Here is a 16,402-nt window from a genome sequence, read left to right as displayed (position 1 = left end):
ACCAAAAATGGAGATGGGGGAATAGCATGTTAAATCACTTGCTAACCACAAATGAGTTAAAAGTGGAAGAGATAAATCAAATTTTAACAGATGCACAGCGTTTTGCGGACGGAATGAAATGGCGTCCAGAAGGTCAAATGTTTTCTGCTAACTTATTTTTTGAAGTGAGTACTAGAACAAAATCCAGTTTTGAAATGGCAGAAAGAAAATTAGGATTAAACATCATACCATTTGAAGTCCAGACTTCGAGTGTACAAAAGGGGGAAACCCTTTACGACACGGTAAAAACACTCGAATCCATTGGCGTGAATACGGTTGTCATTCGCCATGGGCAAGACCGTTACTTTGATGAGCTCGTTGGAAAAATAAATATTCCAATTATAAATGGAGGCGATGGGTGTGGGCATCATCCTACGCAATCTCTTCTAGACCTTTTAACCATCTATCAGGAGTTTGGAACTTTTGCAGGTTTGAAAATAGCCATTATCGGAGATATCAGGCACAGCAGAGTAGCACGTTCTAATGGAGATACCCTGACAAGATTAGGAGCAGAAGTTATCTATTCAGGACCAATGGAATGGTTTGATCATCATAGTCTTAGTGCAGCAAGATATAGACCAATTGATGAGGCCATAGCTGACGCGGATGTTGTCATGCTCCTTCGGGTTCAGCATGAAAGACACCAAAAGAAGGGAAGCTATACAGCAGCGGACTATCATAAACAATTTGGGCTCACCTTAGAAAGAGAAAAGAATATGAAGCCCCAAAGTATTATTATGCACCCAGCACCAGTAAATCGTAATGTTGAGATATCTGATAGCTTAGTCGAATGCAAACGTTCAAGAATCTTTAAGCAAATGGAGAATGGTGTATTTGTAAGAATGGCTGTCTTAAAGAGATCATTAGAAAGTATTGAAGGAGTGTATGGGAATGAAACTACTTATTCAGAACGCCAGCTACATAGCATCTAACGGTGAAAATAAGCTGGCTGATATATTAATTCAAGATGGGATTATCACAAAAATAGAGAATCAAATTGAAACAAGTGTAGATCGTAAAATAAATGCAGCAGGGATGTTAGTTTCACCAGGATTTATCGATTTACACGTTCATCTCCGCGAACCTGGCGGAGAAAAAAAGGAAACCATTGCAACAGGTACACTTGCTGCGGCTAGAGGTGGATACACTACACTAGCTGCTATGCCGAATACGAGACCTGTTCCAGATTCGAAAGAACAAATGGATTGGCTGCAAACACGAATTCAGGATACAGCAAATGTACGAGTTTTACCTTATGCTTCCATTACAGTAAGGCAAATAGGAAAAGAATTAACAGACTTTGAAGCGTTAAAAAATGCAGGAGCATTTGCCTTTACCGATGACGGTGTAGGGGTTCAAGATGCGAGCAAGATGCTTGAGGCTATGCAGAAAGCAGCAAGCGTGAATATGGCCATTGTTGCACATTGTGAAGAAAATACACTAATCAATAAAGGCTGCGTCCATGAAGGTTCTTTTTCGAAAAGGAATGGTTTAAACGGTATTCCTTCGGTTTGTGAGTCTGTTCAAATAGCAAGAGATGTCCTCCTTGCTGAAGCCGCTGGTTGCCATTATCACGTATGTCACGTTAGTACAAAAGAATCGGTTCGCGTGATTAGGGATGCGAAAAAGGCAGGGATTAAAGTCACAGCGGAAGTTACGCCACACCATTTATTATTAACTCAAGACGATATTCCAGATAGTTTAGACCCGAATTATAAAATGAATCCACCGCTTCGCGATACTACTGATCGGGATGCGTTAATTGGAGGTCTGCTGGACGGAACGATTGACTTTATTGCAACTGATCATGCACCACATACAACTGAAGAAAAAAATGAGGGAATTGAGCTTGCTCCATTTGGAATAGTTGGTTTAGAAACAGCGTTTCCTCTGCTTTATACACACTTCGTATTAAAGAACATCATGACACTTGAACAGTTAATTGGGTATTTAACATTGAAGCCAGCAGAAAGCTTTTCACTGCCTTATGGAAAGATTGAAATAGGAGCCCCTGCAGACTTTGTTCTTTTAAATCTTGATGAAGAAAAAGCAATTGATCCACAAGAATTTTTATCTAAAGGGAAAAACACTCCATTTGCTGGCTGGACTTGTAAGGGCTGGCCGCAAATGACAATCGCGAGCGGCAAAGTAGTTTGGGAGAAAGGACGTGTAACAGTATGAAAGCACAGCTAATTTTAGAAGATGGAACAATTTTTATTGGTGAAGGTTTCGGAAGTCATATGGATACAATCGGGGAAGTCGTCTTTAATACAGGAATGACTGGCTACCAAGAAATCCTTTCCGATCCATCCTATTGCGGACAAATTGTTATGCTGACCTACCCTTTGATTGGAAATTACGGCATTAACCGAGATGATTTTGAAACAATTAACCCAGCTGTGAAAGGCTTTATTGTGAAAGAAGCAGTCGAATTCCCTTCCAATTGGAGAAGTGAATTTACGATTGATGAGTTCTTTAAAATGAAAAATATCCCTGGAATTGCAGGAATCGATACACGCAAATTAACAAAAATTATTCGGAAGTCAGGTACATTAAAAGGAGCAATCTGCTCGATTGAAAGTGATCCTAATGAAGTAATTAGTAAACTAAAACAGACGAAGCTGCCGATTGACCAAGTTAGAAGAGTCTCTACAAAGAATTCTTACCCAAGTCCAGGCAGGGGGAAAAGAATTGTACTCGTTGATTTCGGGATGAAGCATGGAATTTTACGAGAATTAAATAAACGAAATTGCGATGTTGTGGTGGTACCTTATCATACTACTGCTGAGGAAATCATCCAATTACGCCCGGATGGGATTATGCTTTCGAATGGCCCTGGGGATCCAAAGGATGTCCCAGAAGCTATCCATATGATTAAGCAGTTACTGGGCTTAGTACCGATATTTGGAATATGTCTTGGGCACCAATTATTTGCACTAGCATGCGGTGGCGATACCGTTAAAATGAAATTCGGTCATCGAGGTTCTAACCACCCTGTAAAAGATTTAGCGACAGGGAAAATCGCAATTACGGCACAAAATCATGGATTTACAGTTGAAGATAAATCATTACACAATACTAGACTGGCAGTTACTCACATTGCCTTAAACGATGGGACTGTAGAAGGCTTAAGGCATTTAGATTATCCTGCCTTTACCGTTCAATACCATCCAGAGGCTTCACCAGGACCTGAGGACGCAAACTATTTATTCGATCAGTTTCTCACAATGATTGAATCTGAAAAACAGGAGGTTTCAACAACATGCCAAAACGTACTGATATAAACTCCATTTTAGTGATTGGTTCAGGACCAATTGTGATTGGCCAGGCAGCAGAATTTGATTATGCAGGAACCCAGGCTTGTATTGCACTTAAAGAAGAAGGTTACCGTGTTATTTTGGTGAATTCAAATCCAGCCACAATTATGACGGATACAGAGATTGCGGATGCCGTCTATATTGAACCATTGACAGAGGAATTTGTAAGCCGAATTATTCGCAAGGAACGTCCTGATGCACTTCTACCCACTCTCGGAGGGCAAACAGGTCTTAATCTGGCCGTTGAATTGTCAAAATCAGGAGTTTTAGAAGAATGTGAAGTTGAAATATTGGGAACCAAGTTATCAGCCATTGAACAAGCCGAGGATCGTGACTTATTCCGCAGCTTAATGAATGAACTGTGTGAACCTGTACCAGATAGTGAAATAATTCATGAATTAGCAGAAGCTCATGCCTTTGTTGAGAAAATTGGATTCCCGGTTATTGTACGTCCAGCCTATACACTCGGCGGAACAGGTGGGGGAATTTGCCATAATTCAGAAGAACTTGAAGAAATCATAACAAGCGGCTTAAAACATAGCCCTGTAAATCAATGCTTGCTAGAGAAAAGTATTGCCGGTTATAAAGAAATCGAATATGAGGTAATGCGTGATGGAAATGACAATGCAATTGTAGTGTGTAACATGGAAAACATTGATCCAGTCGGTGTTCACACGGGTGACTCGATTGTTGTGGCACCAAGCCAAACATTAAGTGATAGAGAATATCAGCTATTAAGAAATGTTTCCCTTAAAATCATTCGTGCACTTGGAATCGAAGGCGGCTGTAATGTTCAGCTTGCCCTAGACCCATACAGCTTTAATTACTATATTATCGAAGTAAATCCAAGGGTAAGCCGGTCTTCAGCACTTGCCTCAAAAGCAACAGGTTATCCTATTGCGAAACTTGCAGCGAAAATTGCAGTAGGCTTAACTCTAGATGAGATGCTTAACCCGGTAACAGGAAAAACTTATGCAAGCTTTGAACCTGCTCTTGATTACATCGTAACGAAAATTCCTAGATGGCCATTTGATAAATTTGAATCAGGGAATCGTTCACTTGGAACACAAATGAAAGCAACGGGTGAAGTAATGGCGATTGGCCGTACGTTCGAGGAATCATTATTAAAAGCGATCCGCTCACTGGAAGCTGGTGTCTATCATTTTGAATTGAATGGAGCAGCTGAAATCAGTAATGAATTACTTGAAAAGCGTATTTGCAAGGCTGGAGATGAGAGGCTCTTTTACATCGCAGAAGCGATAAAAAGAGGTATAACGGTTGAAACCATTCATCTATGGAGCCAAATCGATTTATTTTTCTTGAAGAAATTTGAGGGAATCATTGAATTAGAAACAAAGCTCGCTTCTAGTCCATTTGATCTTGTAATCCTAAAGGAAGCAAAACAAAGAGGATTTTCTGATAAAAAAATCGCAGAACTTTGGGATCAAAAGGAAGAGGATATTTACCAGCTGCGTAAAGTAAATCAATTGATTCCGGTTTATAAAATGGTTGATACATGTGCGGCTGAATTCGAGTCAGAAACACCTTATTACTATGGAACGTATGAAGAGGAAAATGAATCACTTGTTACAGATAGAAAAAGTGTAATTGTTCTAGGATCAGGTCCAATTCGAATTGGCCAGGGCATTGAGTTTGATTATGCAACAGTCCATTCTGTTAAAGCGATTAAAGAAGCAGGCTATGAAGCGATTATTATTAATAATAATCCTGAGACGGTTTCGACTGATTTCAGTATCTCGGATAAGCTTTACTTTGAGCCTCTTACGATTGAGGATGTAATGAGTATTATTGATTTAGAAAAACCACTGGGTGTAATAGTACAATTCGGCGGGCAAACAGCTATTAATCTTGCTGCAGGTTTAGAGGAGAATGGGGTAAAAATTCTTGGAACAAGCTTAGAGGATTTAGACCGTGCGGAGAACCGGGATAAATTTGAACAAGCCCTTGTACAGCTCGATATTCCAATGCCTCTTGGAAAAACGGCTTTATCTGTGGAAGAAGCAATCGTAATTGCGAATGAAATTGGCTATCCGGTTCTTGTTCGACCTTCATACGTTCTTGGCGGACGGGCAATGGAAATCGTTTATCGTCAAGAGGAACTGCTTCATTATATGGAAAATGCAGTAAAAATCAATCCGGAACATCCTGTCTTGATTGACCGTTACTTAACAGGGAAAGAAATCGAAGTCGATGCGATTTGTGACGGTGAAAATGTGTTGATACCTGGAATTATGGAGCATATCGAACGTGCTGGAGTACACTCAGGCGATTCCATTGCTGTTTATCCTCCGCAGACACTATCGGATAGAATCAAACAAAAGCTCGTCGAGTACACAGAAAAAATGGCTAAAGGTCTAAACATCATCGGATTGTTAAATATTCAGTATGTAATAGCTGAGGACCAAGTATATGTACTTGAAGTCAATCCGCGCTCAAGTCGTACAGTTCCATTTCTAAGCAAAATTACAAATGTTCCAATGGCTAAAATTGCTACAAAAGCAATCTTAGGTGTATCAATTGTCGAACAAGGCTATACACCAGGAATTGTACCTGAAAAAAATGGCGTATATGTAAAGGTTCCTGTCTTCTCCTTTGCAAAGTTAAGAAACGTTGATATTACACTCGGGCCTGAAATGAAATCAACTGGTGAAGTAATGGGGAAAGATATTACACTTGAAAAGGCACTTTATAAAGGGTTAGTTGCTTCAGGAATGACGATTCAAAAATTTGGCACAGTATTGTTTACAGTTGCTGATAAAGATAAACAAGAATCATTAAAACTTGCTAAACGATTTGCAAATAACGGCTATCGTCTTATGGCAACGAGTGGAACAGCTGCCGTCCTTAAGTCTGCAGGTCTTCCAGTAAAAGTGATTGGAAAAATTGGATCAGAAGGCAAAACATTGCTAGATGTCATTCATCATGGAGAAGCCCAGTTTATTATCAACACACTGACAAAAGGAAAACAGCCGGAACGAGATGGCTTTAGAATTCGCCGTGAAGCCGTTGAAAATGGTGTTCCATGCTTAACCTCATTAGATACTGCAGACGCGATTCTTAAAGTAATTGAGTCGATGAATTTTTCGGCTGAAGCAATGGCTGTAGAAGAAAAGGAGGCAGTTTTTGCATGATTAAAAAAGAGTTATGCAAAATCATCTCCCAAAAAGAAATAGCCAGTAACATTTTTGAACTTACAGTAGAAGCAAATTTTGTTCATGAAATAAAAGAACCTGGACAATTCGTTCATATTCAAGTGGCGAAGGCACTAGATCCACTCTTACGTAGACCTATTAGTATTTCTTCTTTTGATAGGTTGAACTCGCAATTTACGATGATTTATCGAAAAGAAGGGAAAGGGACTACACTACTTGCTGAAAAAGGTCCGGGAATGCTGCTGGATATTCTCGGTCCCTTAGGAAATGGGTTCCCTGTTAATGAAGTAAATACAGGGGAAACGGCTCTACTTGTTGGCGGAGGGATCGGTGTCCCTCCTCTATATGAGCTCTCAAATCAGTTAATTGCTAAAGGGGTAAAGGTTATCCATGTACTAGGCTTTCAAACACAATCAGCAGTATTTTATGAAAGAGAATTTCTTGAAAATGGAGAGACCTACATCGCAACCGTAGATGGTTCATACGGTAGCAAAGGTTTTGTGACGGATATTATTAAAGATTTAGCGTTTGATTGCCTATATACTTGCGGACCAACCCCAATGCTGAAAGCAATCGAAGAAGAGTATTCAGATAAGAAACTGTTTTTATCATTAGAAGAACGAATGGGCTGTGGCGTAGGTGCTTGCTTTGCTTGTGTATGTAAAAGCAGCCATGACCCTGACGGAATTTCATATAAAAAAGTATGCAGTGATGGACCAGTTTTCCGTGCAGGGGAGGTACTAATATGAGCCGATTAAACATAGAGTTACCGGGATTGAAACTAAAAAATCCAATTATGCCTGCATCTGGATGCTTCGGATTTGGTAAAGAGTATAGCCAGTTTTATGATTTAAGTAAACTCGGTGCGATTATGATTAAAGCAACAACGGTGGAGCCTAGATTCGGCAATCCAACCCCAAGGGTTGCAGAAACATCTGCAGGGATGCTGAATGCAATTGGTCTGCAAAATCCCGGTTTAGAAAAAGTGGTAAGGGAAGAATTGCCATGGCTTTCCCAGTATGATGTCCCGATTATTGCAAATGTTGCAGGATCCCTGGAAGAGGATTATGTTGAGGTTGCTCGAACCATTTCTAAAGCTTCAAATGTACATGCGTTAGAACTGAATATTTCCTGCCCAAATGTTAAAACAGGGGGAATTGCTTTTGGTACGATTCCCGAGGTTGCAAAACAGTTAACACGAAAGGTAAAGGAAGTCTCGGACGTCCCGGTTTATGTCAAGCTTTCACCGAATGTAACCAATATTGTGGATATGGCAAAAGCAGTTGAAGCAGGCGGTGCAGATGGATTGACGATGATTAACACGCTTGTGGGAATGAGAATGGATTTAAAAACAGGTAGGCCTATTTTAGCCAACCGCACTGGCGGACTTTCAGGACCTGCGATCAAACCGGTTGCCATTAGAATGATTTATGAAGTAAGTCAAGCAGTAAATATTCCGATTATTGGAATGGGCGGTATTGAGTCTGCTGAAGATGTTATTGAATTCTTTTATGCAGGTGCCAGTGCTGTTGCTGTCGGTACAGCAAATTTTGTGGATCCGTTTGTATGTCCAACGATTATTGAAGAATTACCGTTGCTGTTAGATAAATTAGGCTATGAACACATCAGTGAATGCAGGGGAAGGAGCTGGCAGGAACATGGACAACTCGCTCATCATCGCGCTTGACTTTGCAAATCGTAAAGAGGTCGAGCAATTTTTACTGCCCTTTAATGGTAAGGAGCTTTTTGTAAAAGTTGGAATGGAGCTATTTTATCAGGAAGGTCCCGGTATTATTTATTATTTAAAAGAGAATGGACATCGTATTTTTCTTGATTTAAAGCTTCATGACATACCGAATACAGTGAAGAGTGCTATGAAGGGCCTTGCAAGGCTGGACTGTGACCTTGTAAATGTACACGCTACAGGCGGTAAAGAAATGATGTCTGCTGCAATAGAAGGCTTAGATGAAGGTACATCTGCAGGACATAAGCGCCCAGCGTGTATAGCAGTTACGCAGCTTACAAGTACATCAGAAGAACAAATGAACAAAGAACAACTCATTTCTGGTTCTCTTGAACAATCCGTTCTTCATTATGCCTCATTAGCAAAAGAAGCTGGTTTAGATGGAGTCGTTTGCTCTGCTTGGGAGGCATTACCTATTCGGGAAAAGCTAGGTGAGAAATTTTATACAGTTACCCCAGGGATACGGATGGCCGATGATAGTTCTGGTGACCAAAAACGGGTGGCCACCCCTGAATTCGCAAGAAATGCGGGTGTTACCTCGATTGTCGTGGGACGTTCCATCACAAGATCAAATGATCCAGTGAAAAGCTATGAAAAATGGATGGAAGCATGGAGGAGTGTTCAAGTATGAAAAAACGAATAGCAGAAAAATTATTAACGATTAATGCAGTGGCATTAAAGCCAAACGAACCATTTACTTGGACTTCAGGATTACGTTCACCTATCTATTGTGACAACCGCCTGACACTGTCCTATCCGGAAGTAAGAAAAGAGATTGCACAAGGACTTCAATCTATTATTCTAGAGAAATTTTCAGATGCAGATGTAATTGCTGGTACTGCAACAGCGGGGATACCACATGCTGCATGGGTTAGTGAGTTATTAAACTTGCCAATGTGTTATGTTCGTTCAAAAGCTAAAGGTCATGGCAAAGGAAACCAGATAGAAGGCAAAGTGGAAGCAGGACAAAAGGTTGTGGTTGTAGAAGATCTAATTTCTACGGGAGGCAGTGTCATTACTGCGGTTCAAGCGCTGCGAGAAGCTGGGTGTGAAGTGCTTGGCGTGGTTTCAATATTTACATATGGTCTGGATAAGGGGAGGGAAGCATTCGCACAAGAAGAGATTCAAAGTGAATCACTGACTGATTTTGCTAATCTAGTGGAGGTAGCCATTGAAAAGGGCTACATCAGTAAAGATGATCAAGAGAGTTTACTTTCTTGGAGTAAATCCCCTTCAGAGTGGAGTAAGAAGTTCGAATAAATCAAAAGCCCCGGAAAAATCCGGGGCCATTTTATTTTTTCTTAAGTTTGAGGACCATTTCCTCTTCAGGTGTAACATAGACAGTCTGTTGATTATCATAAATGACAAAACCAGGCTTCGCACCATTAGGCTTTTTAACATATCGCACCTTTGTATAATCTACTGGTACAGAGCTAGAGTTTCGGGCTTTACTAAAATAGGCAGCCAAGTTCGCTGCTTCATGTATAGTTCCTTCAGAGGGATCTTTACTTCGAATGACAACATGCGAGCCAGGAATGTCTTTCGTGTGCAGCCAAATTTCATCTCTAGCTGCTAATTTATTGGTCAGATAATCATTTTGCTTATTGTTTTTTCCAACAATCAATTCAGTGCCATCAGAAGAAAGATAATGGTCAAGAATTGGCTTGGCATTAGATATCTTTTTCGCATTTCGTTTTTTACGGTCGCGAATATAACCGCCTTCAATTAATTCTTCGCGAATTTCTTGAATATCTTTTGGGGATGCTGACTGCACCTGTTGAAGTAAATTTTCAAAATAAAAGACTTCCTCACGTGCCTTTTCAATTTGTTCGATTACGATGGAAACAGAATTTTTTGCTTTCTGGTATTTAGAAAAATATTTTTGCGCATTTTCGGAAGGTGTCTTCCGCGGGTCCAAGAGAATCGCTACCGTACCGCCCATTTCATCATAATAATCAATCACTTCGATTTCTTTCATCCCTTTTTTGGCAGCATAGAGATTGGCTGTTAATAGTTCACCAAATCGCTGGAGCTGTTCGGCTTTCTCAGCCTCTCTTAATGTATTCTCTAATTTCTCAATTTTTTTCTCATTCTTTTCTTTTTCATTGATGATTAACCGCTCGATATCATTTCCTTGCTGTTTTACACGGTCACGCTCAGCTTTTCCAAAATAAAAGCGGTCAAGCATTTCGCTTAAGGTTGAGAAGCTTTTTACTCCTCCTTGTACATGTTCAAGTGGAAAGAGGTAGAACACTTCCTTATTCCCTGTTGATAAGATGGAAGGCTCTATTGCCCCACGCTTAATTTTATCTATCAGTTTTATAAATGTTTTAGGGACTGTTGTACGATTGGCAATCCCGCTTTGGAAAATAACTTCTTTTGCGAAAAGTGGTGAGGTTCCAGCAAAATGTTCAACAAGCTGCCGATCAAGCTTGCCGCTATTAAAATCAATCTTTCTCAATACGTCATCTTCAACTGCCAAGAATGGATTTTGTTTATTTTGTTCCGGCGGATAAATATAGGGCTGTCCAGGTAAAATGGCTCTGTGACTGTTTACGGCAAACGAAACATGCTTCACACTATCCAGAATAATATTTCGGGTTTTATCCACAAGTACAATATTACTGTGCCTGCCCATTATTTCAATAATTAACTGCTTGTAGCTTACATCTCCGATTTCATTTCGTCCTTTAATTTCAAAAATAATCATTCGATCATTTTCAACCTGATAGACATCCTCTAAAATATAGCCCTCAATATGCTTTCTTAACAGCATACAGAACATAGGCGGTTCGCTGGGATTTTCGTATGCTTCATTAGTGAGCTGAACTCGTGCATAGCTTGGGTGTGCTGAAAATAATAATTTTTGGTTCACTCCATTTGCACGGATTGTAAGGATTACTTCATTTTTATAAGGCTGATGTACTTTATTAATTCTTCCGCCCTTTAAGGTGCGCGTGAGTTCATCGACCATTGCTTTTGTAAATAAACCATCAAATGACATGGAAAACATCCTTTACTACAAACTATTTCTTTTCTTTAGTATAGCTTACAAGGTTAGAGTATGTCTCATTTTAACTTGTTCATTCAGTCATGATAACTTGTCTAAATTATCATAGCATTTTTTGGGACGAGGCTGAATAAGCTTTCTTTAGAGTATGTCTATATAATTAAGGGGGAAGTGAGATGGTCGGATGAAATTCCATGAGATGGAGATAAATCAAGTAGAAAAGGTCTTAGATACCGACTTTTCGTCTGGGTTATCACCGGAAGCTGTAAAGAAACGAATAGCCCAACATGGGCTTAATGAATTGGAGGAAGGGGAAAAGCAATCTGCTTTACTCTTATTTTTTAGTCAGTTTAAAGATTTTATGGTGTTAGTGCTGCTTGCGGCCACGCTTTTATCAGGATTACTTGGTGAATATATTGATGCAGTAGCGATTATTGCTATCGTCATTATTAACGGTATCCTAGGCTTCTATCAAGAAAGAAGAGCTGAGAAATCCTTGCAGGCACTAAAGGAATTATCCGCACCTCAAGTGTCCGTATTACGGGAAGGACAATGGGTGAAAATTCCTTCTAAAGAAATTGTCCCTGGAGATATCATTAAATTTTCAAGCGGAGATAGAATTGGTGCAGATATACGGATTATCGAATCCAGAAGTTTAGAAATCGAAGAGTCCGCCCTAACAGGGGAGTCCGTACCTGTGTCCAAACACATAGATCGTTTAAAAACAATAAACCCTGGGATTGGTGATATGGAAAACATCGCCTTCATGGGTACGATGATCACTAGGGGAAGTGGTGTTGGAGTTGTCATCGCTACAGGGATGAAAACAGCCATGGGGCAAATTGCTGATTTACTCCAAAATGCCGAAACACAAGAAACACCCCTGCAGCGTCGTTTAGAGCAGCTGGGGAAAATATTAATAAGCGTTGCTTTAGTGTTAACCGTTCTCGTGGTTGCAATTGGAGTCTTACAGGGACATGAACTTTATACCATGTTCTTAGCAGGTGTTTCCCTGGCAGTTGCGGCTATTCCTGAGGGATTACCAGCAATTGTAACGGTTGCATTGTCGCTAGGAGTCCAAAAAATGATTAAGAAAAATGCGATAGTCAGAAAGCTTCCGGCAGTAGAAACACTAGGCTGTGCATCGGTTATTTGTTCTGATAAAACGGGAACCATGACGCAAAACAAAATGACGGTTACTCATTTATGGAGCGGTGGTCACACTTGGACAGTTGACGGGGTTGGATACCAGCCTCGTGGAGATTTTTATCGTGATAATACGCGGGTCCACCCAAAGGATGAGAAGGCTTTACAGCAAATGCTAATTTTTGGGATGATCTGCAATCATTCAGAATTAGTGATAAAAGATGAAGATTACATTCTTGACGGAGACCCTACTGAGGGTGCATTGCTCGTAAGTGCTATGAAAGCAGGATTTGACCGCACAAATCTATTAGATGAATTTACAATCATCAAAGAATTTCCATTTGACTCTGTAAGAAAAATGATGAGTATGCATGTTAAAGATAAGCAGGGCAGGAATTTTATTGTAACCAAAGGTGCACCAGATGTAATTATAGGTAAAAGTGAGTCTATTCTCTGGGATGGCAAAACACAATATCTTGCCCAGAATGTCCAGAGTCAAGTGCAAGAGGCTATCAATAATCTTGCTTCCAAAGCACTAAGAACCATTGCGATTGCCTTTAAACCTATTTCGGCCAATACCGTTATCTTAAGCGAACAGGAAGCAGAAAATAAATTAACCTTTATTGGTGTGCAGGGCATGATTGATCCGCCAAGACCAGAAGTAAAAGATGCAGTTAAAGAATGTAAGGAAGCAGGAATAAAAACTGTAATGATAACAGGTGATCATATCATCACAGCTAAAGCCATTGCTGCACAGCTCGGTATTTTAACAAAGAAAAGTAAGGTCCTTGATGGAAATGCATTATCAAACATGTCGGTTGAAGAGCTAGAGGATGTGGTAGATGATGTATCCGTATTTGCACGCGTTTCACCAGAGCATAAATTGAAAATAGTCAAAGCTTTACAAAATAGAGGCCATATTGTAGCGATGACCGGTGATGGAGTGAACGATGCCCCAGCAATAAAGGCTGCAGATATCGGTGTGGCAATGGGGATAACGGGTACAGATGTAGCTAAAGAAGCTTCTGCTCTTGTATTGCTCGATGATAACTTTGCAACCATAAAATCAGCAATTGAAGAGGGCAGAAACATCTATGAAAACATTCGAAAATTTGTTCGATACTTACTTGCTTCAAATGTAGGTGAAATTTTGGTTATGTTGTTTGCCATGATTCTAGCACTGCCGCTGCCACTCGTGCCGATTCAAATTCTCTGGGTTAATTTAGTGACGGATGGGCTGCCTGCAATGGCGCTTGGACTTGACAGGCCAGAAGAAGATGTGATGAAGCGCAAACCACGGAGTCCGAATGAGGGAGTGTTTGCTCGAGGATTGGGCTGGAAAGTTGTTTCAAGGGGTTTCCTTATTGGGATCGTTACCCTATTAGCCTTTATGATTGTCTATAATCAGAATCCTGCAAATCTGCCATATGCACAAACAATTGCCTTTGCAACTCTTGTTATGGCACAGCTCATTCATGTATTTGATTGCAGGAGCGAAAAATCAGTATTATCAAGAAATCCATTTGGGAATCAATATCTAGTCTGGGCCGTTATTTCTTCGCTTGCCCTGATGATTGCCGTAATCTATTACCCGCCATTCCAACCGATATTTCACACCTTGCCAATTCTAGCAAAAGACTGGCTTTTGATTATAGGACTATCCTCCATTCCAACTTTTTTACTAGCCGGAACATTTTTGTTAAGAAAAACAAAATAAAGTGTGTTATAATCCAAAAGGTAGTAGAGGTTACTCTATTACCTTTTGTTAGTTTCTAGATAATAAATAAACTTTACATAGTAGGTTAGCGCTCATCTTCAATTGATTGGAGTGTACTTAATGGTTATAAGTATGACGGGCTTTGGAAGAAGCAGGATTGCTTCAGCCTCTTTTTCTGTGAATGTAGAAGTAAAAACAGTCAACCATCGTTTTAGTGAAATGAATATTCGGATGCCTAGGCACTTATTAAATGTTGAAGATAAGATTAAGAAAAAATTGAATGAGCATCTACGTCGGGGCAGAGCAGAAGTTTATATAATGATAGAAGGGGATGGTGCAGTAACACGAAAAATTCAGGTTGATTGGAAGCTCCTTGAAGAATACTACCTATTTATTAAACAAGCACGAGATAAATTCAAAATTGAAGGAAACGTATTACTTCAGGATTTATTAACGCGTACTGAATTTTTACATATTGAAGAAAATGATGCAGGAAATGAAGAATTGGAAAGTTTAGTACTTAGAGCTGCAGAAGAAGCTGTATTATTATGTAAACAGATGCGTGTAACGGAAGGAGAAGAGCTAAGAAAGGATTTGCTCACTTCTTTGGGACTCTTAGATATAAATATAGATGAACTGAAAGAATATGCGCCTCAAGTTGTCTCTGCTTATAAAGAACGATTAATGAAACGAATTGAAGAGTTCGTACAGGGACAATTTGATGAATCGCGCGTATTAACAGAGGTGGCTATATTTGCTGATAAAATTGATATTAATGAAGAATTAACAAGATTGAAAAGTCATATTCAGCAATTTACTCAAACCTTAAATGAAATAGAGCCAATTGGGAGAAAACTAGATTTTCTTGTTCAAGAAATGAATAGGGAAGCAAATACGATTGGATCAAAAGCAAATGATTCAACGATTACTAAAAAAGTCGTAGAGATAAAAAGTTTGCTTGAAAAGCTGAAAGAACAAGTACAAAATATTGAATAATAGTGTTTAGAATATGTTTGACACGGCAAAAATATATTATTGATGATTGGATGATAATCATGTCGATTAAATTGATTAATATTGGATTTGGAAATATCGTATCTGCCAATCGGATAATTTCAATTGTAAGCCCTGAATCTGCTCCGATTAAGAGGATTATTCAAGATGCCCGAGATCGGGGTTCATTGATTGATGCTACATATGGAAGACGTACTCGTGCCGTAATTGTCATGGATAGTGACCATGTTATTTTATCAGCAGTACAGCCTGAAACGGTTGCCCATCGTCTGGCAGACCGTGATGAAATTATTGATGAAGGGTAGGATTATAGAAAATGCAGGAAAAAGGATTGCTTATCGTATTTTCTGGTCCATCTGGTGTCGGAAAAGGAACGGTTAGAAAAGAAATATTTTCCCATCCGGACACGGCTTTTGAGTATTCTATATCTGCAACAACACGCGCTCCCCGTCCAGGTGAAGTAAATGGGGTAGATTATTTTTTTAAGTCACGGGATGAATTTGAAGAATTGATTCAACAAGGGAAACTTTTAGAGTATGCTCAGTTCGTAGGGAATTATTATGGCACCCCTGTAGATTATGTACGTGAAACCTTAGATACTGGAAAAGATGTCTTTTTAGAAATCGAAGTGAAGGGTGCACGTCAGGTCAGGGAAAAGTTCCCAGAAGGTTTATTTATCTTCTTAATGCCTCCTAGTCTTTCTGAGTTAAAGAATAGGATTGTAACAAGAGGTACGGAAACAGAAGAGTTAATTAACAATCGGATGTTATCTGCCCGTGAAGAAATTGAAATGATGGAATTATACGATTATGTCGTAGAAAATGATCAAGTAGAATTGGCTTGCGAACGTGTGAAAGCAATTGTTGTCGCTGAACATTGTCGCAGAGAACGTGTTGAACACCGATATAAAAAATTACTGGAGGTCGAATAAATGTTATATCCTTCGATTGATTCATTACTTAATAAAATTGATTCAAAATACTCTCTTGTATCTGTTGCAGCAAAGCGTGCTCGTTCCATGCAGCAAACACATGACGAAAGATTACCTAAATATGTTTCCTATAAGCATGTAGGGAAAGCGCTCGAGGAAATATATAGCGGTGAACTTACTTATCGTGTTCCTAAGAAATCAGAAACAGGTGCCATCTACGGAAAAGATAGCAATATAGGCAAGTAACAACCATGAAGGTCTGACAGCAGCAAAATGTCAGCCTTTTTTATTTTTTATTGCATGGCTGTGTT

Annotated in this window: 14 protein-coding genes; 13 read left to right on the top strand and 1 reads right to left on the bottom strand. The window is 39.6% G+C overall.

Features of this window, described 5'->3' with window-relative positions; all coding sequences use genetic code 11:
* Window positions 1–26 precede the first annotated feature (26 nt).
* The 8 genes from CHI06_RS07050 to pyrE are packed head-to-tail and all read left to right on the top strand — an operon-like array spanning window position 27 to window position 9,533.
* Entirely contained in the window at window positions 27–971 is a 945-nt protein-coding gene (locus tag CHI06_RS07050) for an aspartate carbamoyltransferase catalytic subunit (RefSeq protein WP_095247717.1), read from the top strand.
* Entirely contained in the window at window positions 931–2,220 is a 1,290-nt protein-coding gene (locus CHI06_RS07045; protein ID WP_095247716.1) for a dihydroorotase, read from the top strand. The genes CHI06_RS07050 and CHI06_RS07045 overlap by 41 nt, the downstream gene beginning before the upstream one ends.
* Window positions 2,217–3,323: a carbamoyl phosphate synthase small subunit gene (locus CHI06_RS07040; protein WP_095247715.1), complete on the top strand. Its 1,107-nt coding sequence runs from the start codon at window positions 2,217–2,219 to the stop codon at window positions 3,321–3,323. Before CHI06_RS07045 ends, CHI06_RS07040 begins: the two co-directional genes overlap by 4 nt.
* The gene (gene carB, locus CHI06_RS07035; RefSeq protein ID WP_095247714.1) at window positions 3,302–6,508 is read left to right on the top strand and encodes a carbamoyl-phosphate synthase large subunit; all 3,207 of its coding nucleotides are present in this window, start codon (window positions 3,302–3,304) and stop codon (window positions 6,506–6,508) included. The genes CHI06_RS07040 and carB overlap by 22 nt, the downstream gene beginning before the upstream one ends.
* Complete coding sequence (locus tag CHI06_RS07030) at window positions 6,505–7,278, top strand: dihydroorotate dehydrogenase electron transfer subunit (protein ID WP_095247713.1); 774 nt, start codon at window positions 6,505–6,507, stop codon at window positions 7,276–7,278. The genes carB and CHI06_RS07030 overlap by 4 nt, the downstream gene beginning before the upstream one ends.
* Window positions 7,275–8,216, top strand: coding sequence for a dihydroorotate dehydrogenase (locus tag CHI06_RS07025; RefSeq protein ID WP_095247712.1), 942 nt, complete (start codon window positions 7,275–7,277; stop codon window positions 8,214–8,216). The genes CHI06_RS07030 and CHI06_RS07025 overlap by 4 nt, the downstream gene beginning before the upstream one ends.
* The gene (gene pyrF / locus CHI06_RS07020) at window positions 8,188–8,904 is read left to right on the top strand and encodes an orotidine-5'-phosphate decarboxylase (protein WP_095247711.1); all 717 of its coding nucleotides are present in this window, start codon (window positions 8,188–8,190) and stop codon (window positions 8,902–8,904) included. The genes CHI06_RS07025 and pyrF overlap by 29 nt, the downstream gene beginning before the upstream one ends.
* A complete protein-coding gene (pyrE, locus tag CHI06_RS07015; protein WP_095247710.1) occupies window positions 8,901–9,533 on the top strand; it encodes an orotate phosphoribosyltransferase in 633 nt (210 codons plus the stop codon). Before pyrF ends, pyrE begins: the two co-directional genes overlap by 4 nt.
* A gap of 31 nt (window positions 9,534–9,564) precedes the next feature.
* Here pyrE and CHI06_RS07010 read toward each other — a convergent pair whose 3' ends face one another.
* Complete coding sequence (locus tag CHI06_RS07010) at window positions 9,565–11,277, bottom strand: Rqc2 family fibronectin-binding protein (protein ID WP_095247709.1); 1,713 nt, start codon at window positions 11,275–11,277, stop codon at window positions 9,565–9,567.
* Between the two features lie 190 nt (window positions 11,278–11,467).
* Here CHI06_RS07010 and CHI06_RS07005 point away from each other — a divergent pair, with 190 nt between their 5' ends.
* From CHI06_RS07005 to rpoZ, 5 genes are all read left to right on the top strand, one after another.
* Window positions 11,468–14,146: a calcium-translocating P-type ATPase, SERCA-type gene (locus CHI06_RS07005; protein ID WP_095247708.1), complete on the top strand. Its 2,679-nt coding sequence runs from the start codon at window positions 11,468–11,470 to the stop codon at window positions 14,144–14,146.
* Window positions 14,147–14,266: 120 nt separating this feature from the next.
* Window positions 14,267–15,142: a YicC/YloC family endoribonuclease gene (locus CHI06_RS07000; protein ID WP_095247707.1), complete on the top strand. Its 876-nt coding sequence runs from the start codon at window positions 14,267–14,269 to the stop codon at window positions 15,140–15,142.
* Window positions 15,143–15,201: 59 nt separating this feature from the next.
* The gene (gene remA, locus CHI06_RS06995) at window positions 15,202–15,465 is read left to right on the top strand and encodes an extracellular matrix/biofilm regulator RemA (protein WP_095247706.1); all 264 of its coding nucleotides are present in this window, start codon (window positions 15,202–15,204) and stop codon (window positions 15,463–15,465) included.
* An 11-nt stretch (window positions 15,466–15,476) separates the two neighbouring features.
* Window positions 15,477–16,091 carry a guanylate kinase gene (gene gmk, locus CHI06_RS06990; protein WP_095247705.1) on the top strand — a complete coding sequence of 205 codons (615 nt, stop codon included), beginning with the start codon at window positions 15,477–15,479 and terminating at the stop codon, window positions 16,089–16,091.
* Window positions 16,092–16,337 carry a DNA-directed RNA polymerase subunit omega gene (gene rpoZ, locus CHI06_RS06985; protein WP_090758072.1) on the top strand — a complete coding sequence of 82 codons (246 nt, stop codon included), beginning with the start codon at window positions 16,092–16,094 and terminating at the stop codon, window positions 16,335–16,337.
* The last annotated feature ends 65 nt before the right edge of the window (window positions 16,338–16,402 follow it).

The sequence above is a fragment of the Bacillus sp. 7884-1 genome (genome assembly GCF_002272245.1).
Taxonomy (GTDB): Bacteria; Bacillota; Bacilli; order Bacillales; family Cytobacillaceae; genus Neobacillus.
The sequence above is the reverse complement of the archived record's forward strand: the minus strand, read 5'-3'. Positions and strand labels throughout refer to the sequence as shown.